The organism is Pantoea osteomyelitidis (assembly GCF_044342975.1).
GTDB lineage: Bacteria > Pseudomonadota > Gammaproteobacteria > Enterobacterales > Enterobacteriaceae > Pantoea > Pantoea osteomyelitidis.
In genome coordinates, this window is the sequence record NZ_JBGFSN010000005.1 from 121,274 (window position 1) to 146,259 (window position 24,986).

At 55.8% G+C, this 24,986-nt stretch carries 19 protein-coding genes; 11 read left to right on the plus strand and 8 right to left on the minus strand.

Annotation, left to right across the window (positions count from 1 at the left end; translation table 11 throughout):
• The first annotated feature begins 79 nt into the window (after window positions 1-79).
• Entirely contained in the window at window positions 80-1,198 is a 1,119-nt protein-coding gene (gene rlmG, locus ABU178_RS14260; protein WP_397216042.1) for a 23S rRNA (guanine(1835)-N(2))-methyltransferase RlmG, read from the plus strand.
• Here rlmG and ABU178_RS14265 read toward each other — a convergent pair whose 3' ends face one another.
• The 3 genes from ABU178_RS14265 to ABU178_RS14275 form a co-directional block, all read right to left on the minus strand.
• Complete coding sequence (locus tag ABU178_RS14265) at window positions 1,199-3,220, minus strand: oxidoreductase (RefSeq protein ID WP_397216044.1); 2,022 nt, start codon at window positions 3,218-3,220, stop codon at window positions 1,199-1,201.
• Between the two features lie 338 nt (window positions 3,221-3,558).
• Entirely contained in the window at window positions 3,559-4,182 is a 624-nt protein-coding gene (locus tag ABU178_RS14270) for a LuxR C-terminal-related transcriptional regulator (protein WP_397216046.1), read from the minus strand.
• 112 nt (window positions 4,183-4,294) lie between these two features.
• Entirely contained in the window at window positions 4,295-5,911 is a 1,617-nt protein-coding gene (locus ABU178_RS14275) for an ATP-binding protein (RefSeq protein WP_397216048.1), read from the minus strand.
• Window positions 5,912-6,759: 848 nt separating this feature from the next.
• On the opposite strand from ABU178_RS14275, the gene ABU178_RS14280 reads away from it, so the two are divergent.
• From ABU178_RS14280 to ABU178_RS14290, 3 genes are all read left to right on the plus strand, one after another.
• On the plus strand, window positions 6,760-7,449 hold the full coding sequence (locus ABU178_RS14280) for a response regulator (RefSeq protein WP_397216050.1): 690 nt from the start codon (window positions 6,760-6,762) through the stop codon (window positions 7,447-7,449).
• 187 nt (window positions 7,450-7,636) lie between these two features.
• Window positions 7,637-8,668 carry an L-idonate 5-dehydrogenase gene (idnD, locus tag ABU178_RS14285; RefSeq protein ID WP_397216052.1) on the plus strand — a complete coding sequence of 344 codons (1,032 nt, stop codon included), beginning with the start codon at window positions 7,637-7,639 and terminating at the stop codon, window positions 8,666-8,668.
• 98 nt (window positions 8,669-8,766) lie between these two features.
• Window positions 8,767-10,086, plus strand: coding sequence for a gluconate:H+ symporter (locus ABU178_RS14290; RefSeq protein WP_397216054.1), 1,320 nt, complete (start codon window positions 8,767-8,769; stop codon window positions 10,084-10,086).
• On the opposite strand, the gene ABU178_RS14295 is transcribed toward ABU178_RS14290, so the two are convergent.
• On the minus strand, window positions 10,083-10,808 hold the full coding sequence (locus tag ABU178_RS14295) for a polyphenol oxidase family protein (protein WP_397216056.1): 726 nt from the start codon (window positions 10,806-10,808) through the stop codon (window positions 10,083-10,085). The two genes, ABU178_RS14290 and ABU178_RS14295, sit on opposite strands and share 4 nt — an antisense overlap.
• A gap of 108 nt (window positions 10,809-10,916) precedes the next feature.
• Here ABU178_RS14295 and ABU178_RS14300 point away from each other — a divergent pair, with 108 nt between their 5' ends.
• From ABU178_RS14300 to ABU178_RS14315, 4 genes are all read left to right on the plus strand, one after another.
• Window positions 10,917-11,726 carry a 5'-nucleotidase, lipoprotein e(P4) family gene (locus tag ABU178_RS14300; RefSeq protein WP_397216058.1) on the plus strand — a complete coding sequence of 270 codons (810 nt, stop codon included), beginning with the start codon at window positions 10,917-10,919 and terminating at the stop codon, window positions 11,724-11,726.
• Window positions 11,727-12,304: 578 nt separating this feature from the next.
• Window positions 12,305-12,940 (plus strand): carbonic anhydrase, encoded by a 636-nt coding sequence (locus ABU178_RS14305; protein WP_397216060.1) that lies wholly within the window; start codon window positions 12,305-12,307, stop codon window positions 12,938-12,940.
• Window positions 12,941-12,942: 2 nt separating this feature from the next.
• Entirely contained in the window at window positions 12,943-14,400 is a 1,458-nt protein-coding gene (locus tag ABU178_RS14310; protein WP_397216671.1) for a SulP family inorganic anion transporter, read from the plus strand.
• Between the two features lie 295 nt (window positions 14,401-14,695).
• Window positions 14,696-16,108: a diguanylate cyclase gene (locus ABU178_RS14315; protein ID WP_397216062.1), complete on the plus strand. Its 1,413-nt coding sequence runs from the start codon at window positions 14,696-14,698 to the stop codon at window positions 16,106-16,108.
• Between the two features lie 26 nt (window positions 16,109-16,134).
• Here the strand turns inward: ABU178_RS14315 and ddlA are convergent, their stop codons facing one another.
• From ddlA to malE, 4 genes are all read right to left on the minus strand, one after another.
• Window positions 16,135-17,232: a D-alanine--D-alanine ligase gene (ddlA, locus tag ABU178_RS14320; protein ID WP_397216064.1), complete on the minus strand. Its 1,098-nt coding sequence runs from the start codon at window positions 17,230-17,232 to the stop codon at window positions 16,135-16,137.
• 161 nt (window positions 17,233-17,393) lie between these two features.
• Entirely contained in the window at window positions 17,394-18,284 is an 891-nt protein-coding gene (gene malG, locus ABU178_RS14325; RefSeq protein ID WP_397216066.1) for a maltose ABC transporter permease MalG, read from the minus strand.
• A 10-nt stretch (window positions 18,285-18,294) separates the two neighbouring features.
• On the minus strand, window positions 18,295-19,833 hold the full coding sequence (malF, locus tag ABU178_RS14330) for a maltose ABC transporter permease MalF (protein ID WP_397216068.1): 1,539 nt from the start codon (window positions 19,831-19,833) through the stop codon (window positions 18,295-18,297).
• Between the two features lie 68 nt (window positions 19,834-19,901).
• The gene (gene malE, locus ABU178_RS14335; protein WP_397216070.1) at window positions 19,902-21,092 is read right to left on the minus strand and encodes a maltose/maltodextrin ABC transporter substrate-binding protein MalE; all 1,191 of its coding nucleotides are present in this window, start codon (window positions 21,090-21,092) and stop codon (window positions 19,902-19,904) included.
• A 376-nt stretch (window positions 21,093-21,468) separates the two neighbouring features.
• On the opposite strand from malE, the gene malK reads away from it, so the two are divergent.
• The 3 genes from malK to malM all read left to right on the plus strand — a co-directional run bounded on the left by malK (window position 21,469) and on the right by malM (window position 24,968).
• Window positions 21,469-22,602 carry a maltose/maltodextrin ABC transporter ATP-binding protein MalK gene (gene malK / locus ABU178_RS14340; protein ID WP_397216072.1) on the plus strand — a complete coding sequence of 378 codons (1,134 nt, stop codon included), beginning with the start codon at window positions 21,469-21,471 and terminating at the stop codon, window positions 22,600-22,602.
• A 13-nt stretch (window positions 22,603-22,615) separates the two neighbouring features.
• Window positions 22,616-23,941, plus strand: a complete 1,326-nt coding sequence (locus tag ABU178_RS14345) for a maltoporin (protein WP_397216074.1) — start codon at window positions 22,616-22,618, stop codon at window positions 23,939-23,941.
• Window positions 23,942-24,035: 94 nt separating this feature from the next.
• Window positions 24,036-24,968, plus strand: a complete 933-nt coding sequence (gene malM, locus ABU178_RS14350) for a maltose operon protein MalM (RefSeq protein WP_397216075.1) — start codon at window positions 24,036-24,038, stop codon at window positions 24,966-24,968.
• Window positions 24,969-24,986: the final 18 nt, after the last annotated feature.

A 24,986-nucleotide genomic window follows, 5' to 3' on the forward strand; every position in this document is an offset into this window, starting at 1 on the left:
AGATTCCCGACGAAAGACAGTATACTGCGCCCCCTTTTCAGGGCGAAATTTGCGCAAAGTGTACCATGCCGGAGAATTCATGAGCCAACTTGAACTGAACGATCGCACGCTGATCCTGCATCGTTTCCCACAAATGAGCGAAGAGAGTCCTTTACAGGCCTGGGACGCAGCCGACGAATATCTGTTACAGCAGACGCTGCCGGAAGGACCGGTGCTGCTGTTCAATGACAGTTTCGGCGCGCTGACCTGCGCATTAAGCCCGCGCCCGCTGTGGCACATCAGCGACTCCTGGATCAGCCAGCAGGCGACGCGACAAAATCTGCGGCTCAACGGCCTGGATGATTCCGCCGTCACCTTTCTCGATAGCCTGGCGCCACTGCCGGACGCGCCCGCCAGCGTGCTGATCAAAATTCCGAAATCTCTGGCGCTGCTGGAGCATCAGCTGCGAGCATTGCGCGCCGTGGTAACGCCGGAAACGGTCATTATTGCCGGAGCCAAGGCGAAGGATATTCACAGCTCAACGCTGCAGCTGTTTGAGCGTGTTCTGGGTGAAACCAAAACCTCACTGGCATGGAAAAAAGCGCGTCTGGTTTACAGCCGCTTCTCCGCGCCAAATCTGCCGGAGCAGGCGTCAACGCGCGTCTGGCCGCTGGATGGCACCGCTTATCAGATCCACAATCACGCAAACGTTTTTTCCCGCACCTCGCTGGATCTGGGCGCACGTCTTTTTATGGCGCACCTGCCGGAAAATATCGAAGGGGAGATTGTGGATCTCGGCTGCGGCAATGGCATCATTGGTTTGCTGGCGCTGGAGAAAAATCCGCAGGCTGAAGTGCATTTTGTCGATGAGTCCTGGATGGCGGTCGCCTCCAGCGAGCTGAATGTGGAAACCAACCGGCCGCAGGACAGCGGGCGCTGCCATTATCGGGTGAACAATGCGCTGAGCGGCTTTCCGGCCGATCGGCTGCACGCCGTGCTGTGCAATCCGCCGTTTCATCAGCAGCATGCGTTAACCGATCATATCGCCTGGCAAATGTTCCGTGATGCCAGGCGCTGCCTGCAATATGGCGGCGAGCTGCGTATCGTTGGCAACCGCCATCTTGACTATCATCACAAGCTGAAAAAGCTGTTTGGCAACTGTAGCATCGTTGCCTCTAATGCGAAGTTTGTGGTGCTGCGTTCGGTGAAAGTGCGTTAATCAGAGACGCAGCGCCAGCGCCGTAGCCTGCGCGATGGCGCGGCGCGCATCAAGCTCCAGTGCGACATCCGCTCCGCCAATCAGATGCACCTTTTTCCCGCTGTCACGCAGCGCCGCTTCCAGAGCGCGCTGCGGTTCCTGACCTGCACAGATCACCACATTATCCACCGGCAGCGTCAGCGTTTCGCCTTCGCGGCGAATATGCAAACCCCGATCGTCAATCTTCAGATACTCCACGCCGCCCCACATCTCTATGCCGCGGGAAAGCAGACTGGCCCGATGGATCCAGCCGGTAGTCTTGCCCAGGCCAGCGCCGGGCTTTCCGGCTTTCCGTTGCAGCAGCCAGATTTGTCGTGGCGAGGCAAGGGTGACCGGCGGGCGCAAACCGCCGCGCTGCGTTAATTCACGGTCAATACCCCATTCGTCGTAAAAGGCTGTGAGATCCTGCCCGGCCGCAGACTGCGCTAAATACTCCGCCGTATCAAAGCCGATGCCGCCTGCGCCGATAATCGCCACGCGCTGACCCACTGGCTTTTTGTCACGCAGTACGTCGAGATAGCTCAGTACGCTGGGGTGATCGAGGCCGGGAATGGCTGGCAGGCGCGGCACGATGCCGGTCGCCAGAATCACTTCATCCGCCTCTGCCAGCATCCCGGCGCTGACCCTGCAGCCGGTATTAATCACCACCTTTGCCGCTGCCAGCTGATGACGAAAGTAGCGCAGCGTTTCGGCAAACTCCTCTTTGCCGGGGATCTGACGGGCGATAGTAAACTGACCGCCAATCTCTGCGGCTACTTCCCAGAGCGTCACCCGGTGACCGCGCTGCGCCGCCTGTAGCGCAAACGCCATTCCGGCCGGACCGGCGCCCACCACTGCGAAATTCTTGCTTTCCGTAGCGGCAACGATCGGCATCAGGGTTTCATGGCAGGCGCGGGGATTGACCAGGCAGGACGTCACCTTGCCCTGAAAAATTTGATCGAGACAGGCCTGATTACAGGCGATGCAGGTATTGATCGCCTCGGGTTTACCCTGCTGCGCCTTGCTGACAAATTCTGCATCCGCGAGAAACGGGCGTGCCATCGAGACCATATCCGCACAGCCGCTGTCGAGCAGCTGCTGCGCAACGGCAGGATGGTTGATGCGATTAGTGGCAATCACCGGCACCGAAACGTGCTCGCGCAGCCGCTTCGTCACCCAGCCGAATGCCGCCCTGGGTACGCAGGTCGCAATAGTGGGAATACGCGCTTCATGCCAGCCGATGCCGGTGTTGAACAGGGTAATGCCGCACTTCTCCAGTTCGCCTGCCAGCAGCAAGGTCTCTTCCAGCGTGCTGCCTTCGCTGACCAGATCCAGCATCGAGAGGCGAAAAATCGTGATAAACCCCTCGCCGGTCGCGGCGCGTATCGCCCGGCTGATTGCCAGCGGAAAACGCATCCGGCGGACAAAATCGCCGCCCCATGCGTCATCACGCTGATTGGTGCGCGCAACCAGAAACTGATTAATTAAGTAGCCCTCTGAACCCATGATTTCCACGCCGTCATAGCCTGCGGCTTTTGCCAGCGCGGCGCAGCGAGCAAAGCTGGCAATGGTTTGTTCGATAGCCTCTTCGCTCAGCGCCTGAGGAAGAAAGGGGTTGATGGGAGCCTGAATCGCAGAGGGCGCGACCAGTTTGCGCTGATAGCTGTAGCGTCCGGCGTGCAGGATCTGCAAAGCAATTTTTCCGCCCGCCTGATGCACGGCATCGGTAATCTGCCGGTGCCAGCCGCATTGCGTTTCGTCATTAAGGATCGCGCCGCCCTGAGCCACTACGCCTTCCGGGCAGGGCGCAATGCCGCCGGTGACAATCAGGGCCACCCCCGCGCGTGCGCGTTCGGCATAAAAAGCGGCGAGACGTTGAGCGCCCTCAGGATGCTCTTCCAGGCCCGTATGCATTGAACCCATCAGAAAACGGTTTTTTAGCCGGGTAAAGCCCAGATCGAGTGGCGCAAAGAGCGAAGGATAAGCGGTAGAGGGCAGCGTCATAGTCACTCTTTATATCAGGTGGTCGGATGAGTGGACTGTAACCTGGTTTGACGGGAAAAGCAGAATAAGAGAAGTAAGCTGTGAGAAGCATCAAAAAACGGCAGGGCGCATAAGTCGCAGACGAAAGAAAAACTTTCTTTCGTACAAGCACGGAAAGAGACTTATGCCCCCGCTAATATAAGGTAGAGGGGCTAATGTTTTAGCTCTGGTAATTTATAAAACATACGGGCTTGGGTTAACGCTATTTTAACTGAAAGGGTTTCGCCTGTTCAGATGGTATTATTCTGCATGCTATGAAAAAATATATCAGCAAGATTTGTCTCGGTTTCTCTTAAGGTTCAACAGGTGCCGTTTCTTTTTGCTATTTCGATCACATTAACCAGGTTTTTTGTTTCCAGCTTCTGAAATATTTTTGTTTTATAGGTACTGATGGTTTTATTACTTAAACCCATTTCGTTAGCGATAATTTTGTTGGTTTTACCCTGCGCCAGCTGACGTAAGATAAGCGTTTCGCGTGCGGTTAAACGCGTTAAACGCCTTTGCTCTTCCAGATAATGATTTGCCCGCTTAAGCACGTCATCCGGCAGGTAATCAACGCTGTTAAATACGCAGTTTATGGCGGCGATTAAGGTCTTGATATTGTCATGTTTTGAGACAAAACCGTTAGTGCCCTGAATAACGGACTGCATAATAAGATGTTCATTTTTACTCTGGCTGAGTAAAATGGTTTTGATATTCGGCTTTGACTTGACGATATCCCGCAAGAATGCGATGCCATTATTCTCCTGAAATTCCGGGTCAAGCAGAAGAATATCGACGCGTTGATGGGTAATGGCGCTAATCCCTTCATTAATGGTATTCGCAATCGAGATGCGGTTAAAACCATTCATTAATAGCAGCGCCTGTAAGCCCGATGAGACCAGGCGGTGCTCATCAACGATGAGTATCTGTGCGTTATACATTTGTTCCCCTCTGGTTTCATCAGCGAATTTATTAAAATTCAGGCAGTGGTTGCGCTAATTATAACCAGGTGCGCGACAGAGGAAAGCGAGAAACGTCTCGATAAAATAGCTGTTATTCCGCTTCTGTTTTTCTGCCGCTAAGCTGTTGTTGAAAATGATGCAGATATTTTTCAATCAAAACTATTTCTTGAGTAATCTGTGCAACCAGTTCAGGGATATTTGCGCCGTTAATGCGGTGCTTTTCTAATTTCTGACACAATGAGGCAAGCCGTGTCGCATTCAGGATACGGGCGCCGCCTTGCAGCTTGTGCCCTAACTGCGACAGGCTTTTGCCTGGCGTTGCGCACTGAATAGCGGCAAGCAGCTCTCTGTTACTGGCTATTACGCTGCGAATCAGGATATTGCATCCGTCGGGATCCTGTTCGGCCAGTTGCACCAGCAGCGGTGAGAAAGTGGCGTCCACCACAGGCGAAGGCGACGATGCATCCGCGTTTAGCAGAGCGGGGCGATCGTCTGGTTGTCGGACGCAGCGCGCCAGACGTTTATACAGCGTATCGAGATCGAGCGGTTTAAACAGACAATCGTTCATGCCTGCATCAAGACAGCTTTGCACCATGCGGCTTTCCGTTGAGGCGGTCAGGCCAAAAAGCGTCACCGGCGTCAGATGCTGCTCGCTCTCCTGCCGACGCACGGCCTGCGCAAACTGAAACCCATTCATTCCCGGCATGTTGCAGTCGGTGATAATCAGATCGAAGCGTTGCGGATTCGCCTGCCAGAGAGAAAATGCTTCCAGAGCGCTTTCTGCCGCCACCACCCGATGACCTGCATACTCCAGCTGTTTGCTCAGCAGCAAACGGTTCGGCGCATGATCGTCCGCGATCAGAACCTTCAATGCCATGGGCGCAACGGGTTTGGATAAGGTAGCGGGACGCGGGCATTGCCATGTTGCACGCGGCGCGCGAAAACAGAATGAAAAAATTGAGCCGACGCCCGGTATGCTTTCTATGTTCAACTCGCCCTGCAGCCGCTGCGCCAGGTTGCGACAAATAGTGAGTCCGAGACCGGTCCCCGCCAGCTGCTGTTGACGACTGCCCACTTGCACGAAAGGCTCAAATATCATTTGCTGCTGCTGCGTGGTCATGCCGCAGCCGCTGTCGCTGACTTCAAGCAGATAGTGGCAAAACTCTTCGCGATGCGCTTTCTGCTTCAGAGCGACCTTTATTTGGCCGGATTCGGTGAATTTGATCGCATTGCTCAGCAGATTAACGAGGATCTGATTGATCATTATCGGATCGATGCTCACGCAGGGATCGTTAACCGCGATCTGCATCCGCACCTGAACCCCTTTTGCTTCCGCCTGATAGCGAAACAGGGTAACCGCTCGTTCAACCAGATCGGGCAACAGGGTAGGCTCCGGCACAGAGTGATAACGTCCCGACTCAATTTTATTCAGTTCAAGGACGTTGCCGATCAGCGACCGCAACGACCGGGCAGATTCAAAAGCCACTTTAATATTTTCGGAAAGCGACTCCGCGGGCTGCTGGCGGGTTTCCATTTCCAGTAAACCAATAATGGCATTCAGCGGCGTACGAATTTCATGGCTTATCTCAGCCAGGAAGGCTTTTAGTGCTTCCTCGGCCTGAAGATGCTGATTGATGAGGCGCTGAAAATGGCGATGCCGGAGCCAAATCAGCAGCATTACTACACTGAAGCAAAAAAAGCTAAGCATGTTATTTTCCCGGTAGTGTTATCAGCGAACCCGTAACAAAAGCCGCCTGATATCCTTACTTGCATAAATAGGTTTTTTTTATCCTGTGATGACAGACAACAACCGGACTGGCCAGGTTGCGATCCGTTATCGCCAAAAACATAAATAAATTTTTATATTTGAATCTGCTATTCATTGACGCGGCTCAGGGGTAATACCTTCACCCGAAATGGCTTTTTTAACATCGGGGATGTTTTTGCGACCTTTCTCAAGTTATAATCAATACGATAAAAGCGTCAGCCGGAAATAAATGTCCAGGATGCGAAGCATCTTAATGCCAATCTGAATGAAATGCAGGTTTACCTTTTTCGCTAATATAATGTTTTTACTGAGCGCCGGGCTACGCGCGACTCGAGGCTTCAGACATTTCAAGACAAATCTCGTATGTCTTAGCTGTAACGGTAGCAGCGTTTTCGTATAGCCTTTCCAGGCGGCAGTCATTGCAGATTATATAGTTAACCCGTTAATAATAAAGATTTAATGTGGCGGCGCTTTGACGGGGAAACGTTGACATATGAAGGAAAAAAGAAATTACATTGCTGTCACTCTCATCGGGGAAGGAGGAATCATTATTTATAGTTCATTTTTTGCGAGCTAAGTGATAACAACCAAGTGTTTCCTTTAAAGTAAGCCGTAAAAAATCAGCTGTCTGACACTAAAACAGGATCGTTAATGGTTGGCGCGTCGTTAATTATATTTACGCGTAATAATGATTAAATATGATGAGCGACCTTTTACATTGTTTCCAGGCAGCGAGTTTGATGGCCATGGACGGAAGTTAAAAAATAATTTAAAAGGAATTAATAACAATGAAAATACATAATAATCCACTGCATGTGGCCTTGCTTGATGATCATCCGATGATTCGTACCGCTTTCGAGTTATGTTTCCGGCAAGAGCCGGATATACAACTGGTCGGCGCCTGGGGAAACAGCAGCGAGCTTTTTGCCCAGCTGAAAACCACGTCGGTTGATGTGCTGGTACTCGATTTCCTGTTAGGCGATCGCGAGCTGGATGGCCTGGCGCTGGTTAAACAGCTGCGTAACCACTATCCGTGCCTGAAGATTTTGATCGCATCCTCAATGGAAAGCCCGGCGATCGTTAAAATGGTGTTAACCGCAGGCGTAAGAGGATTTATTGGCAAGAGCCAACAGATGGAAGAAGTTTTTTCTGCCATCCGGCAGGTAGCGCAAGGTAACATCTACCTGTCGCCGACTGTGGCCTACGAAGTGGAAAACCTTTACGTCATTCATGAAGAGTCGATTCAGGAAGGACCCGAATTAGAGAACAGGGGCAATATGTATGAAAAGGTTAAGCTGCTCAGCCCGCGCGAAGTAGAAGTGGTGCGCTGTTTTCTTGATGGCCTGAGCGTGTCGCAGATTGCCCTGAAGTTTAAGCGCAGCCGAAAAACGGTCAGCGGGCAAAAGCAGTCGGCGCTGAAAAAGCTTGGCCTGCGTTCCGACTCTGAGCTCTTCAAATACAGTCACGATCTGATGTAAGGCCTCTCATCCCAGGGCGGCAGTCAGGTCGCCCTGTTTTTCTGTAATCGTTGCAAAGAAGCGCTCTCCCGGTCACGTTATGCGTAACATTCCGCGCTCAACCTCCTTTTGAGTGATCCACTTAACTGTTTTTACCGCGTATTCCCTGTGTGATGAGCGCTTTTGCGGCATCTGCAAGCGAGGGGTTATGAACATTGAAACGCAGTCCTGCGTGATTACCGGTAAAGAACAGGTAAAAGTAGTGGCGCAACAGCTTGCCTGGAATGGTAAGGGGACGCTGGTGCGTATCACGCGCGGCGGCATCTGCGGCTCGGATCTGCACTATTATCAGGAAGGCAGAGTCGGCAGCTTTGAGGTGAAAATGCCGATGGTCCTTGGCCATGAAGTGATTGGCTATGTGGTGGAAAGTGACGATGCGCGCTTGCTGCCGAACCAGAAAGTCGCCATCAATCCGTCAAAACCCTGCGGCGAATGTAAATACTGCCTGAAACAGCAGGAGAATCAGTGCATCGCGATGCGGTTCTTCGGCAGCGCCATGTACGTTCCCCATGTAGATGGCGGCTTTTCACAATATAAAGTGGTCGATACCAGCCAGTGCGTGCCTTTTCCCGACAGCGCCGATGATGCCGTGATGGTGTTTGCCGAGCCGCTGGCGGTATGCCTCCACGCCACGCACCAGGCGGGAGAGTTAACCGGGAAACATATTTTCATCTCCGGAGTGGGGCCGATTGGCTGCCTGATTGCCGCCGCCGCAAAAGCGCGTGGTGCCGCCAGCATTGTCTGTAGCGATATCAGCGAACGTTCGTTGTTGCTGGCGGAGCAGATGGGCGCAACCTCGGTGATTCATGCGGCCAGCGGTGATTTCTCGCCTTATCTGCGCGACAAAGGCAGCTTCGACGTGGCTTTTGAAGCGGCGGGTCATCCCGCCTCCCTACAACGCTGCCTTGATGTGGTGCGCGCGAAAGGCACGCTGGTGCAGGTAGGGATGAGCGGCGCGATCCCCGAGTTTCCCATCATGACGCTTATCGCCAAAGAGATAAATCTGGTGGGCTCCTTCCGTTTTACCCATGAGTTCAACACCGCGGTGGAGTGGCTCGCTAACGGCACCGTGGATCCGCTGCCGCTGTTCAGCGGCGCTTATTCCTGGCAGGAGATTGATGCTGCGCTGCAATTTGCCGGTGATAAAACCCGTGCCGCCAAGGTGCAGCTAACATTTTAACTGGTTTGTTAACGGACTTTCCCCGGGGCGATACGGGCGTCGCGCGATGAGCGCGCCTGAACCTTACCTCTTCACTCTAAAACAATAAGGAAAATAACATGCCCATCACGATCATTGTTCTTGGTGTGATCCTGCTGCTGGTATTGATGATTGTTTTTAAGGTCAACGGCTTTATCGCGTTGATATTCGTTTCGGCGGTGGTTGGCATTGCGGAAGGCATGGCCCCGCTGGCAGTTATGGCATCGATCCAGAAGGGCATCGGCTCGACGCTGGGCGGCCTGGCGATGATCCTGGGGCTGGGGGCGATGTTGGGTCGGCTGGTATCGGATACCGGCGCGGCGCAACGGGTCGCCACCACGCTGATTACGGTGTTCGGTAAAGAGCGTCTGCAATGGGCGCTGGTGGTAACCGGACTGATCGTCGGGCTGGCGATGTTCTACGAAGTGGGCTTTGTCCTGCTGCTGCCGCTGGTATTTACCATTGTGGCCGCAGCCGGTTTACCGCTGCTCTATGTCGGCGTACCCATGGTGGCCGCGCTGTCGGTCACGCACTGTTTTCTGCCGCCGCATCCCGGCCCTACCGCAATTGCCACCATCTTTGGCGCGAATCTGGGCACCACCTTGCTCTACGGGCTGATCATTACCATCCCGACGGTGATCGTTGCCGGTCCAATCTTTTCGAAATTCTTGAAAAGTTTTGAGAAGTCACCGCCGGAAGGACTGTATAACCCGAAAATCTTTCCGGAAAATGAGATGCCTGGCTTCTGGATCAGCATTTTCGCTGCGGTGATCCCGGTGGTGCTGATGGCTTTCGCCGCGATATGCGAACTGACAATGCCGAAAGAGAACGCGATCCGGCAGTTTTTTGAGTTTATCGGCAACCCGGCGGTGGCGTTGTTTATTGCCGTGGTGATTGCGGTATTCACGCTCGGCCTGCGCAACGGTCGCAAAATGGACGAAGTCATGGATATGTGCGGCAACTCGATTGCCGCCATCGCCATGATTGTCTTTATCATCGCGGGCGGCGGCGCGTTTAAGCAAGTACTGGTGGACAGCGGCGTCGGCAACTACATCGCCGACCTGATGAAAGGCTCTTCGCTGTCGCCGCTGTTGATGTGCTGGACCGTGGCGGCGATGCTGCGCATTGCGCTGGGCTCGGCAACGGTAGCCGCCATCACCACCGCCGGTATCGTTATGCCGATCATCGCCGCGACCCATGCCGATCCGGCGCTGATGGTGCTCGCGGTCGGCTCCGGCAGCGTGATCGCCTCGCACGTAAACGATCCCGGCTTCTGGCTGTTCAAAGGCTACTTCAACCTCAGCGTAGTGGAGACGCTAAAAACCTGGACGGTGATGGAAACCCTGATTTCCATCCTCGGTCTGGCGGGTGTGCTGGTGCTGAACAGCATCATTCATTAAGCCCCGACGCGCTGAATCCAGGAGTAGCGTGAGCGGTAGCCGCTGTTGAAATGGGTATTGCGTCGGTAGCTGGCGCCGGTTTCCGCCATGCAGTAGGTACAAATGTTCAGCAGCTCAATCTGCTCGGCAGGGATGCCCATCTGCAGCAGCATCTGACGCCCAAGCTGCGGCAGATCGAACCAGATCCCCTGCTGCTGCGCCTGTGCCTGCGGCCGCACCGCCAGCGGGTTGTGAGGCTGTTCAATCGTCCAGGCGACCGGCTGACGCACACGGGGATTCTGCTTGATGTCGCTCAGCACGTTCTCACCCAGCTCATAGCAGCAGGGTGAGATTGCCGGTCCGATGGCAACGAACAGGCTGTCGCTGCTGGCGCCCAGCGCCTTTAACCGCGCTACGGCAGAAAACAATACTCCCGCCAGCGCGCCTTTTAATCCGGCGTGTACCGCTGCGACATGATGCTGGCGCGCATCGGCGATCAGCACCGGCAGGCAGTCTGCGGTGTAAACGGCGACCGGACGCGTCGTGACGCCGATAAGGCCGTCCGATTCACAGCTTTTTGGCGGAACGTTCTCTTCATCCAGCACCACCGTAGGGCTGTGACGCTGATGACCATAAGCCGCCTCGGGCGGCGGCGGTTCGCCAGCGGCCTGAAAAGCGTGATCGACCCAGCCCAGCGAATCAAGCAGGGCAGAGCGGCAGCCGGAGTTGGTAGTGTCAGCCATAAGGATTTCCTTTTAAAAGGCAAAGTAATCTGCTGCCTGGAGTTTAGGTTAACTGCTACATTTTTAAAGCTTTACAAAAATTGACCCTTTCCTGTTCAGGACGACACGATGAATAAATTCACTTTTTGTGGTGCCCCGGCGCTGTTGGCGCTGCTGTTAACCGGCTGCGCCCAGCCTTCGCAGCAACAGGCGCAACAGCAGCTCAGCGAGCAATCAGTGCTGGCGCTGAACTGGTTTCAGCAGTCAGGAGAATATCAGGCTTTAACCTGGCAGGCGTTCAACAGCGCTAAAATGGCGTTCGATCAGGCACCATCGCTGACCGGCAAGCCGAAAGCGGTGATTGTGGATCTGGATGAAACCATGCTGGATAACAGCGCTTATAGCGCGTGGCAGGCCAAAGCTAACCAGCCGTTCAGCGCGAAAAGTTGGTCAGCCTGGACGCAGGCGCGTCAGGCGCTCGCCGTGCCTGGCGCGGTGGATTTCGCCCGTTACGTGACCCATCACGGCGCGACGCTGTTCTATGTCTCTAACCGCGACCAGCAAGATTTCGCCGCCACCGTCGCCAATATGCAGCAGCTGGGTTTTCCCGACATCTCGGAAAAAACCGTGCGTCTCAGCACCGGCAGCTCCAACAAGCAGGCCCGTTTCGATGCTATCAGGGATGCCGGTTATAACGTCGTGCTCTACGTTGGCGACAATTTGAATGACTTTGGCGCGGCAACTTATCATCAGGGCAATGCGCAACGACGTGAATTCGTGAATCTGAATCATCAGCGCTTCGGCACGCAATATATTATTCTGCCCAACCCGCTTTATGGCGACTGGGAAAGCGGCATGGCAGCAAACTATAACAAGCTGACGCCGCAGCAGAAGGTGAATACGCGGGAAAATCGCCTGAATGCCTGGAGCGGTAAATAATCCGGCATGAAAAAAGGTTCGCTGCGGCGAACCTTATTTGCTGAGATTATTTAGTAAGTCTGATCATAATTCACATATAAATAATCCCCGCCTTTAATCTTGCCTTCTTATTTTCCCGACAAAACAATATAGCGATAAAGTCGCAGGCAGCCAGTTTAATTCTCTAATGATAAGCGTTTTAACTGTGAATTCTTAAGCTAATTATTCCATTCCTGAAAAAGATATCTTACAACCTTGCTGTTGTTGCGTGTATTTTTTTGTCAATTCAGTCGCAAAGATTTTGTCGGGTGTTTGTTATTAATTTATTGATTTTAAATCATTTAAAATAATTTCTATTTCTGCTTCATTCTCTGTGCCAATCCGTTTAATTTACTTTTCTCAGACGTAATTATAATAAAAATTTACATTAAGAATTTATCAGATAAATATGGAAATATTCGCGCTGCGCCATTACGCTTTAATATCGGTAATGTTTTTCTGTGAACCAGTTCTGATTTTGGTGGTGGCCTGTGGCATTTCACAGCGCTATTTCTGTTCGTGGGAAGCCAGGATGCACTATTCCCGGACGTAGAGAGAAGATGATTGTGACGACACTTAAACCCTTATTAGCGAAAAATCGCAGCTGGGCATTACAGCGCCGCGAGCGTAATCCGAACTATTTCGAAAATTATCTTCACCAACAAAAGCCGCATTCCTTGTGGATCGGCTGCTCCGATAGTCGTGTTCCGGCCGAAGTCTTAACCGGGTCGCATCCGGGCGAGCTGTTTGTGCATCGCAATATCGCCAATATGGTGCTGGCGCAGGACGACAATTTCATGAGCGTACTGCAATACGCCACGGTTTATCTCGGCGTGAAACGCATTGTGCTGTGCGGCCACTATGGCTGCGGCGGCGTGCAGGCGGCGCTCAGCCTGCCGGAAAGTCCGCTTGCCGATGAAGATTCCCCCCTTGCGCGGCGCGTCAGCGCGCTGCGAAACGCCCTGCAACAGGGCTTACGCGATTACCACGCTTCCGACGCGCAGGAGAGCGACAAACTTAACCAGCTGGTGGAAGCGAATGTGCTGGCCCAGTTTGCTCATCTGGTAAAAACCGAACCGGTGCGCCAGGCGTGGCAGACAGGACAAGAGCTGGGTGTGTTCGGCTGTGTTTATGATTTGCAGTCGGGACATCTGAAAGAGTTAATCCAGCAATCTGCAGAGGAACCTTCACCATGAATCTGAATGCCCTTCGTCAGGATATTCCCGCCGGTCTGGTGGTATTTCTGGTCGCGCTGCCGCTCTGTCTGGGCATTGCGCAGGCCAGTGGACTGCCGCCGTTTGCCGGTCTGCTCACCGGCGTGATTGGCGGTCTGCTTGTCACCTCGCTCAGCCCGTCGCGCTTCGCCGTCAGCGGCCCGGCTGCCGGGCTGGTGACGATTGTGGTGGCCGCGATTGAAACCCTGGGCAGCTTTTCCGCCTTTCTCACCGCGCTGGTGATTGCCGGCGTGTTGCAGTGTCTGTTCGGCCTGCTGCGCGCCGGCCGCTTTATCGCGCTGGTGCCGGGCAGCGTGATCAAAGGGATGCTGGCGGCTATCGGTATTTTGTTGATTATGCAGCAAATTCCGGTAGCGCTCGGCGCCGCAGGCGATGCCGAACTGGTCTCGCTGGCGAATGGCGATTTTACTTTCTCAACGCCGGCGATGCTGGTCGCGGGCTGTGGTCTGCTGCTGCTCTGGCTCTGGAGCACCCCGGCGATCAAAAAGGTCAGCGTGCTGAGCTGGATCCCTGGACCGCTGGTAGCGGTACTGGCAGGCTGTCTGGCGACGCTGTTTGTGCCGCAACTGGCCAGCGGTTTGCCGCGCATTGCGCTGCCCGCCTTTGACAGCATCGCGGCGCTGACCGCCGAGCTGGAGACACCGGACTGGCTGGCATGGCGCAATCCTTCTGTCTGGGTGGTCGCCGTGACGCTGGCGCTGGTTGCCAGCCTGGAGACGCTGCTCAGCCAGGAGGCATTGAAAAAGCTGCGCCCGCAGAACCCGCCGCCGTCGCCGAACAAAGAGATGTTTGCGCAGGGCGTCGGCAACCTCACCGCCGGCTTGCTTGGCGCCATGCCGATCACCGCCGTGATCGTACGCAGTTCAGTTAACGTCAGCGTCGGGGCGCAGAGCAAGCTGTCGATTTTGATCCACGGCGCGCTGCTGCTGATTTGCGGCCTGTGGTTCAGCAATGTATTGAATGCTATTCCGCTGGCCAGCCTGGCGGCAGTGCTGCTCTATACCGGCTACAAGCTGGCCACGCCGCGTCTGTTTATCGATCAGATGCGGATGGGCGCTCAGCAGTACATACCCTTTCTCGCCACCATCGGCGGCATTATTCTGTTCGGCATGCTGGCGGGTATCGGCATCGGCATCGCTACGCAGATTCTGTGCAGCATTTACAAAAGTCATCGCAACGCATTGCAGCTCACCCGCTATGACGACCATTACGTGCTGCGCTTTCAGCAAAACCTGACCTTTATGCACAACCCAAAACTGCAGGGGCTGCTGGCGGAAATTCCGGAAAACAGCGTGGTGATCGTCGATCACGACAATGCGGAGTATATGGATCCCGACGTGAAAGCGGTGTTGCAGGATTTTGGCGAAAATGCCGACAAACGCGGCATCCGCCTTAGTCAGTGGCCGGTGGCGGTGAAATAACCTTTTCTCACGCAAGGCAGCGGCCTGAAAAACCGGATATCTCAGATATCCGGTTTTTTTATCGGCCAAATATAATCAGATTCTCTCCCTCACTTCTGCTTTGACGCTCGTGTAAAATGCCGCCCCAGTCAACAGAGAGATGTAACACCGCTCACAAGCAGAGTCAGGCAGGAAACATCCTCTTATTCAACGGATAACAAACAGAGCAGTTAGGGTTTAATTTACCTTACGTCAGCTCCGCATTTCTCCGGCTGGCGTAATGGCGTGAATTTTCTAAGGTACAGGTACCAGACGTATGCGCGTTAAGCTGTTTGCAGAGCACCATCCCGGAAAGAATGCCCTTTCGCTGTTTATCATTACGGCGCTGTTCTGCTTTATGGGCAGCCACCTGCGTGTGCCGCAGGATCTTTCGCTCTTCTGGCCGGTGAACGCGCTGCTTGCCGGTATTATTGTGCGCCATCCTTTTCTGCATTCCATCCGTTACTATCTGGTCTGCTATGGCGCGATGATTTTCAACGATACGGTGTTTTCCGGCTGGGCATTACCCGCGGTGACCCTGAACTTCGCCAATATCCTGTTTATCGTTGTCGCGGTGGCGATGCTGATAAAGCATTTTTCGCTGCGCGGCAGCAGCGCGAGCGTGACGAACGCGCTGCGCATCTTTCCCGCCTGTCTGCTGGCTTCGATGACCTGCGCCACCTGGGGCGCGCTGGCTCAAAATGGCAGCTTTAATCAGCAGCTGATTATCGCCTGGAGCGACTGGCTCAGCGAGCAGTTCTCTACCGGCGTGATGCTGTTGCCGTTTCTGCTGACGCGACCATGGCGCACCGGGCCGCTACGCGATCTGCTGCGTCCCGGCAGGCTGCTGCCGATACTGACAGTGGTCGCCTCGCTGAGCCTGGGCGCGATGATCGGCGGAGCGGGCAGCCTGACGTTTCCGGTACCGGCGCTGATCTGGTGCGCCATCGTATTGCCTGTTCCGGTTACCAGCCTGGTGGTGCTGCTCACCGGCATCAGCGAAATCGTTCTGGTAGCGCATGGCGTGATGAGTGTTCAGGGCAACGGCATACTGCCGCTCAGCCACCTTACCTCGGCGCGTCTCGGCGTGGCGACCATCGCCGTCAGCCCGTTGATCGTGGCGATGAGCATGGATGCCATTCGTCAGCTTAATCAGCGTCTCGCCCTGCGCGCTAATTACGATTTCCTCACTCAGCAGCTTTCGCGCTCCGGCCTGTATGAGAGTCTGAAGCAGGAGCCATGGTCGCTGGGGCGCGAGGCGGGAGTGGTGCTGCTTGACGTCGACTACTTCAAAACGATCAACGATAACTTTGGCCACGATGCGGGTGATGTGGTGCTGGAAGAGATTGCGCGCCGCATGCAGCGCGTCGTGGGCAATCGCGGACGCGTCTGCCGCTTCGGCGGCGAAGAGTTTGTGGTCGTGGTGTTCGATAATTCGCTCATGCAGCTTTATCAGCTGGCAGAAGCGGTGCGGCAAAGCATGGTAAAAGAGAAGTTCTGGCTGCTGGGCAATACCGTGACGATAACGGTCAGCACAGGCATTGCGCACGGTTGCGCAGGAGACGAAAAGGAGTGGAACGAGGTGATTAACCGACTGATTTCCACTGCAGATAAAAGCCTTTACCTCTCCAAGCGCAATGGCCGTAACCAGACATCGCCGATGATAGCGGCGGTCGATAAAGTGGCATAGGGGCGAATCGTCTCGCCCCGTTGCTGTTACACCAGCGTGCTTTTCAGCGCCATCTCCTGCTGATGGCGCGCCAGCGCCAGCTCAATCAGGCGGGTAATCAAATCGGAATAGCTTAATCCGCTCGCCTGCCACAGCTTGGGATACATGCTGATATTGGTAAAGCCGGGCAGGGTGTTGACCTCATTCACGATGATTTGCTCGTCACTGGTCAGAAATACATCCACGCGCGCCATACCGCTACACTCCAGCGCGCTGAACGCCTTCAATGCCACCGCGCGAATCGCCTCGCTGGCCGCCGGAGAGATCATGGCTGGCACCACCACCTCGGCGCCATCTTCCGAGATATATTTGGTCTGATAAGAGTAAAAGGCGTCGTGTACCACCACCTCACCACACTGGCTCGCCTCGGGCTGCTCGTTGCCCAATACCGCGCATTCGATCTCACGCCCGGCTATCGCCTGTTCAATCAGCACCTTACGATCGAAGGTAAAGGCGAGATCCAGCGCCTCAGCAAATTCCGCCGCGCTGTTGACCTTGCTGACGCCCACAGAAGAACCCTGGTTCGCCGGTTTGATAAACAGCGGCAGGCCGAAGCGGGCGATAACTTCTTCAACGCACAGCTGCGGCCGCTGTGCAGCCGTCACGCTGATCCAGGGCGCGACCGTCAGCCCGGCGTCCCGCAGCAGGCGCTTGGTGATATCTTTGTCCATGCTCACCGCCGAGCCCAGTACGCCTGAACCGACAAAAGGCAGGTTCGCCATACGCAGCATACCCTGCAACGATCCATCTTCGCCCAGCGTGCCGTGCACGATGGGGAAAATCACATCCACCTGCGACAGCGGCTGCGCGCTCTGTGACTCAATCAGCTGCTGCTGCGCCTCGCCGGGGATCAGCGCCACGCTTTTACCTGACTGGTACAACGCAATTAGCGCCGGGTTTTCCGCATTAAGCAAAAAGTTTGAGGCTTCGTTCAGGTGCCACTGGCCCTGCTTATCGATGCCGAGCAGCGAGACGTCAAACCTGGTTTTATCGATGGCATCGATGATGTTTTTTGCCGACTGTAATGACACTTCATGCTCGGCTGACTTGCCGCCAAACACGATCCCTACGCGCAGTTTCGCCATTGTTGTTATCCGGTTGGTATTGCAAGAAGAAGTAAGATAGCGCGGCGGGGCAAGGTGAGAAAAGCAGAAAAAAAAGCGGCCCGCAGGCCGCCAAATAACCTCAATCGTAGGGGGCATTGAGGAAGCAGTGGCAACAACAATGATGAACTCTTTGCGACAAGCTAGCCTTTTACGCCGCCGGCGGTCAGTCCGTTTACCAGCCAGCGTTGCGCCAGCAAAAACACCAGGGTAATCGGAATGGCGGAGAGCACGGCCGCCGCGGCAAAATCGCCCCACAGATAGTTTTGTGGGTTCAGGTACTGCTGCATGCCTACCGCCAGCGTATAGCTGTTAACGTCGCGCAGCAGCAACGAAGCGACCGGCACCTCGGTGATCGCGGCGATAAAAGCCAGAATAAACACCACCGCCAGAATCGGCACCGAGAGCGGCAGCAGCACCAGCCGGAACGCCTGCCAGGGCGTGGCGCCATCCAGTGAGGCGGCCTCTTCCAGCGAGCCGTCGATGGTTTCAAAGTAGCCTTTGATGGTCCAGACGTGCAGAGCGATGCCGCCGAGGTAGGCGAAGATCACGCCGCCGTGGGTATTCAGACCGATAAACGGCAGATACTGGCCCAGGCGATCGAACAGCGCATAGAGCGCCACCAGCGACAGCACCGCCGGAAACATCTGGAAAATCAACATTCCTTTCAGCAGCGAGGCGCGCCCGGTAAAACGCATGCGGGCAAAAGCATAGGCGCAGGTTGTGGAAAGCGCCACGATGCCGATGGCGCTGATCGCCGCGATTTTTACCGAATTCCACAGCCAGAGCAGCACCGGAAAGGGCGGCGGCGTGACGCTGCCATCGGCATGTTCCACGCTGAAGCCCAGCGCCAGTCGCCAGTGCTCCCAGGAGATCTGATCGGGGATCAGGCTGCCGGTGGCGAAGTTACCGGCGCGCAGCGAGATCGCCACCACCATCAACAGCGGAAACAGAATGGCGGCGATAAACGCCAGCAGCAGCAGATGGGTCAACAGCAGGCGCAGCTTCTGCGATTTGGGTTGCACCATGGCCATAACAGCCTCCTTAATCGAATTTCATGCGTGTGGCTTTCAGGTTGATCACCGCCAGCGCGCCCACCAGCAGGAAAATCAGCGTGGCGATCGCCGCCGCCAGACCGAAATCCTGGCCGCCGCCCCCTTCAAAAGCGATGCGCCAGGTGTAGTTCACCAGCAGATCGGTGTAGCCCGCCGGAGTCGTCGTGCCGATGCGATCGGGACCGCCATTGGTCAACAGTTGAATCAGTACAAAGTTATTAAAGTTGAAGGCAAAACTGGCGATCATCAGCGGCAGCAGCGGCTTGATCAGCAGCGGCAGGGTGATGAGGAAAAAGTTTTGCAGCGGCCCGGCGCCATCCATCGCTGAGGCCTCATAGAGATCGTCCGGGATCGCCTTCAACAGGCCCATGCAGAGGATCATCATATAGGGATAGCCCAGCCAGGTATTGACGATCACCAGCATGGCGCGCGCCAGCAAAGGATCGCTGAACCAGGCGGGCTGAATGCCCAACAACGCGCCGAGCATCAGGTTGATCTCGCCGAAACTTTGGTTAAACAAGCCCCTGAAAATCAGGATCGAGATAAAGGCGGGCACGGCGTAGGGCAAAATCAGCAGCACGCGGTAGATCGCCCGGCCTCGCAGCGCCTCCCACTGCACCACGCAGGCCAGCACCATGCCCACCGCCACGCTCAGGATCACCGTCAGCAGGGAAAAGATCACCGTCCAGCCAAAAATGGCGAGAAAGGGTTTCTGAATGCCTTCGTCGGTAAATACCCGCAGGAAGTTTTGCCAGCCGGTGGTCACGGTATAGCCGGGACTCAACTTTTCGCTGCCCCAGCTGCCGTCAGCGTTCAGCGGCTGATAAAAGCCGCTTTGTGCGTTGGGGCGATAGACTGTGCCGCTCTGCTGATTGGTCAACGCGCCTTCTCCGGCCAGCACATAGAGCGGACGCGTGCCGGAAAACTGACGCAGCGAGCTCATCACCAGCTGGCTACCATCCGGCATTTCGGCGGTAATCTGGCTCAGCGCCTGGCGGTTGCCGGTAATGACGCGCAGGGTGGCGCGCGGGTCCGCAGGCGCGGCGGCGGCGGTCATTTTCAGACGCTGTTCGCCGCCAAAGGCAAAGGGGGCAGAGAGCCAGCTTTGCCCGCTCTGGTTATCGGTCAGCAGCAGACGCCAGCGTTCGCCGGTCGCCAGCAGGCTGAAGTTCACCGCGTTGCCCGCCTGATACTGGCGGCTCAGCAACACCTGCTGCGCACGTTCAAAGGTGAGCTGGTTGGTGCTGCTGTAGTTGGTAAAGGCGATAGCGACGGTACAGGCCAGCGGAAACAACACAAACAGCGCCATGCCGGCCGCGCCGGGATACACATAGCGCCAGGCGTAAGCGCGACGGTTGGCAAATACCCAGATGCCCAGCGAGCAGAGGATCAGCGTCAGAATAGCGAACAGGTACTCGCCCTGCGCATACATCAGCACCACCAGATAGCCGACCAGCAGACAACAGATCCCGATGAGAGAGCCTTTCAGCAGCGTGCTGTGCCATCCCGATTTCGGTTTTCCTGACATGAGCGGTTTTCCTTTACAGCCTGTCTGACAAGGTGAGCCGGGAAACCCGGCTCCGGGTGGAAACAAAATTATTTACTGAGGCGCGTCTGCGCATCTTTCAGCGCGGCATCGACGCTCTGACGCCCGCCCAGCGCATTAAGCGTGGCGGTGCGCATCGCATACCAGAAGGCTGCCATCTGCGGGATATTCGGCATCACTTCGCCGTTGCGGGCGTTAGCCATGGTGGCGGCGATGCGCGGATCTTTCTCCAGCGTCTGCTGGAAGGATTTCAGCGCCACCGCGCCCAGCGGTTTATCTTTGTTCACCGAGTTCAGGCCAGCGTCGGTTAACAGGTAGTTTTCAAGGAACTCTTTCGCCAGTTCTTTATTCGGGCTGGCGGCGTTAATACCTGCGCTGAGCACGCCGACGAAAGGCTTCGACGGCTGGTTTTTCAGGGTCGGCAGCAGCGTCACGCCATAGTTAATGCCGCTTTTATCGATATTGGTCCAGGCCCAGGGACCGTTGATGGTCATCGCCGTTTCGCCCTTGTTAAAGGCCGCTTCGGCGATGGAGTAATCGGTATCCGCATTCAGCTGTTTCGCCTTGACCCGATCCAGCAGAAATTGCAGGCCCGCTTTGGCGCCGGCGTTATCAATGCCGAGATCTTTAACGTCGTAGCGGCCATCGACAGATTTATAAGCATAAGCGCCGCCCGCCGCCATCAGCGGCCAGGTGAAGTAAGGCTCCTGCAGGTTAAACATGATGGCGCTCTTGCCTTTTGCGCGCATCTGCTTGTCGAGCGCGGGCAGCTCTTCCCAGCTTTTCGGCGGATTGGGCAGCAGGTCCTTGTTATAGATCAGCGACAGCGCCTCGACGGAGATGGGATAGCCGATCAGCTTGCCGTTGTAGCGCACCGCATCCCAGGTAAAGGGGAAGATTTTCTCCTGAAACGTTTTGTCCGGGGTGATTTCCGCCAGCAGCCCCGACTGCGCATAGCCGCCGAAACGGTCGTGCGCCCAGAAAATAATATCCGGGCCGTCGCCGGTGGCGGCCACCTGAGGATATTTCTCTTCCATTTTATCCGGATGCTCCACCGTCACCTTGATGCCGGTGTCCTGCTCAAACTTTTTGCCCACCTCGGCGAGGCCGTTGTAGCCTTTGTCGCCATTGATCCAGATGACCAGTTTTCCCTCTTCGATTTTTGCCGCGGCGGAAGCCGAAAACAGCACGGCGGTCAGGGCGGAGAGGGCCAGAATATGTGCGCCGGTTTTCATCGTCATAAATCCCATCCTTTTTGCTGAAGCACGCAGATGCGGTGGTTGCTGTACCCGCACACATTGTGCGCATCCGCTCCTGCTTCTCATCCTCCTGCGCTCTACGCCCCGCGCGCGCCGCTTGTGATCGGCTTAACAAAACGCACCGCTTTCAACGGACTGGCGCACATAAAAGTCACGCTCAGGATGCGTCAGCGATCACGAAATTCACCCGATGCGCCGCTGCCGTTGCGCCCGCAGCCGATTCTCCTCCTCCCGCCTCCTCCCCCGCAAAATCGCTGACCGGTGGAGGATGTCGCTGTCAGCGTCGTTACCCATAGTGATTGCCGGGATGACTCTGCCTGGGGCAGGGAACAGCAAGTCAGCAATGAGGAAAAGGGTCATGGCGAGCGTTGAATTACGCAATGTCACCAAAGCCTGGGGCGAGACGGTGGTATCGAAGAATGTCGATCTCACGATTGGCGAAGGCGAATTTGTGGTCTTTGTTGGCCCGTCAGGCTGTGGAAAATCGACGCTGCTGCGCATGATTGCAGGCCTGGAAACCATTACCAGCGGGGATCTGCTGATCGGCAGCACCCGCATGAATGAAGTGCCGCCCGCCGAGCGCGGCATCGGCATGGTGTTTCAATCCTATGCGCTTTATCCGCACCTGACGGTGGCGGAGAACATGTCCTTCGGCCTGAAGCTGGCCCGCGTGAAAAAAGCGGAAATTCAGCAGCGCGTCACTCAGGTGGCGGAAGTGCTACAGCTGGCGCACCTGCTGGATCGTCGCCCAAAGGCGCTCTCCGGCGGACAGCGTCAGCGCGTGGCGATTGGCCGTACGCTGGTGGCGGAGCCGCGCGTGTTCCTGCTGGACGAGCCGCTTTCCAACCTGGATGCAGCGCTGCGCGTGCAGATGCGCATTGAGATCGCCCGTCTGCACAAGCGCCTGCAGCGCACCATGATTTATGTCACTCACGATCAGGTCGAGGCGATGACCCTGGCGGACAAGATCGTGGTGCTCGACGCCGGGCGCGTGGCGCAGATCGGCAAGCCGCTCGAACTCTATCACTATCCGGCCAACCGCTTCGTCGCAGGCTTTATCGGCTCGCCCAAAATGAATTTCCTGCCGGTCAAAGTCACTGCCACCGCCATCGATCAGGTGCAGGTGGAGCTGCCGAATCGTCAGCTGGTCTGGCTACCGGTGGACAGCGCTGACGTTCAGGTCGGCAGCAATATGTCGTTAGGCATTCGCCCGGAACATCTGCTCGCCAGAGATATCGCCGACGTCACGCTCGAAGGCGATGTGCAGGTGGTAGAGCAGTTGGGCAATGAAACACAAATCCATATCCAGATCCCCGCCATCCGTCAGAACCTGGTGTACCGCCAGAACGACGTGGTGTTGGTTGAAGAAGGTGCCCAATACGCCATCGGACTGCCGCCAGAGCGTTGCCATCTGTTTCGTGAAGATGGACGCGCCTGCCGTCGGTTACACAGCGAACCCGGCGTAGAAGCACACATAACAGTAAAATCATAACAGGAGAACAGCGATGTTAACGCGCTCTAAGTACCCTCTGGCCTTGGCAGTGGCCCTCGCAGTTGTCGCACCGCACGCCAGCGCGGTGGATTTCAAAGGTTATGCCCGTTCCGGCATCGGCTGGACCGGCAGCGGCGGTGAGCAGCAATGTTTCCAGGCAACCGGTGCGAACGCTAAGTACCGTCTTGGCAACGAATGTGAAACCTATGCGGAAATTGAACTCGGCCAGGAAGTGTGGAAAGAGGGCGAGAAAAGCTTCTACGTCGATAGCATGATCGGCTACAGCGTAGCGCAGCAGAACGACTATGAAGAAGACTCTCCAGCGGTACGTCAGATGAACGTGGTGGGTAAAAACCTGTTTGATGCACTGCCGGGTGCCAACATCTGGGCCGGTAAGCGCTACTACAAACGCCATGATGTGCATATGATCGACTTTTACTACTGGGATATTTCTGGTCCTGGCGGCGGTATTGAGGATATCGATCTCGGCTTCGGTAAGCTGTCTCTGGCGGCGACCCGTAGCAGCGAAGCAGGCGGTTCTTCGGCCTTCGTTAACGGCAATACGCGCGGTGCGAATAAAGATCGCGCCAACGATATCTTTGACGTGCGTATCGGCGGCATGGAAGTGAACCCCGGCGGAGCCCTGGAGCTGGGCTTTGACTACGGCAGCGCGAACGATACCAAAGGCTACAGCCCAAATAATGAAGATGCTTCCGATGATGGCTGGATGGCCACGCTGGAGCATACCCAGACGTTCTACGGCACCAGCCTGAACAAATTCGTTGTGCAATACGCCACCGATGCGATGACCCAGAATCGCAACGGTCGTCCGGGCACCGCAGAAAACAACAACGGCTCGATGATCCGCGTAATCGATCACGGCGCGATCGACTTCAACGATACCTGGAGCCTGATGTATGTCGGTATGTATCAGGACGTGGATCGCGATAACGACAACGGCACCACCTGGTACACCGTGGGCGTGCGCCCGATGTACAAATGGACGCCGATTATGAGCACCCTGCTGGAAGCAGGCTATGACAACGTTAAGTCGCAGCGCACCGGTGACCGCAACAGCCAGTATAAGGTCACTCTGGCCCAGCAGTGGCAGGCAGGCACCAGCATTTGGTCGCGTCCGGCCATTCGTGTGTTCGCAACCTATGCCAAGTGGGATGAGAAATGGGGCTACGCGTCCTCTGACTCAGCCAATCAGAACTACGTTGGCGATCTGCCGGGCACCACCGCGGGCATTGCCTATAGCGATAACGGCACGCACACCTTCAGCCGTGGCGATAATGACGAATTTTCCTTCGGTATCCAGATGGAAGCCTGGTGGTAATAAGACAACCTGACCGGGCATAGCCAGCCCGAGTCTTGCCTTAGCCCGTCTCTCTATTGCCTGAGAGAGACGGGTTTCTCTTGAGGATAAAACAATGAAAAAACATCTACTCGCGCTCTGCCTGTTTCCGGCCCTGAGCTTTACTGTGCTGCCCGCCTTCGCCGCCAGCACCACGCTTAATCCGCAGAATGTCGCCACCGCGCCATCGGTCGCCCCGGAAAAGTTGCAGCGTCTCTCGTGGCTGCCGCTGGCACCGCCGGTGAGCCAGGATATTGTGTTGAATACTGGCTCAGTCAGCCTGAATGAAGGCGACCTCAGCGGCCCGGTAGCCGCCATTGCGCTGCCCGCCGATCAGGGCTCGCTGGAAGTTACGCTGGCCAGCCTCATGAAAGATCAACGCGTCTATGCGCCGAACGTGCTGGTGCTGGACAGCCAGCTGCAGCCAGCGGCTTATTTCCCCAGCAGCTATTTCACCTACCAGAAGCCGGGCATCGTCGCCACTAACCGGCTGGAAGGCACCATGAAGCTGACGCCGGTGCTGGGACAAAAACAGATTTACCTGCTGATCTACACCACTACGCGCGATCTGGCGCGAACCTCCACCATGATAAACCCGGCGAAACTCTACGCGGAAGGGGCCAGCAACGCTATTCCTGACGTGCCGGATCCGGTGGTGCAACATATCAATACCGGCACGCTGTCGCTGAAAGTGAAGAGCGAGCAGAACAGCGGCAACATTATGATCGGCAAGCTGTTCGGCTCCGGTGAGCCGAAGCCGGTGGTAGTGGGCAGCGCCAGTGCCGCAACGGCATCGGCACAGCCGACCGTCGGCACGCCGATGGCTGCGCCTGCCGCGAAGGCTGAGCCGATGCTGAACGACACCGAAAAATATTTTGACGACGGCATCCGTAAAGCCGCGAAAGCGGGTGATATCGATAAAGCGCTGAAGCTGATGAACGAGGCGGAACGTCTTGGCTCCACATCGGCACGCGCAACCTTTATCAGCAGTGTAAAAGGCAAGGGCTAATCCCCGACAGTGCTGATG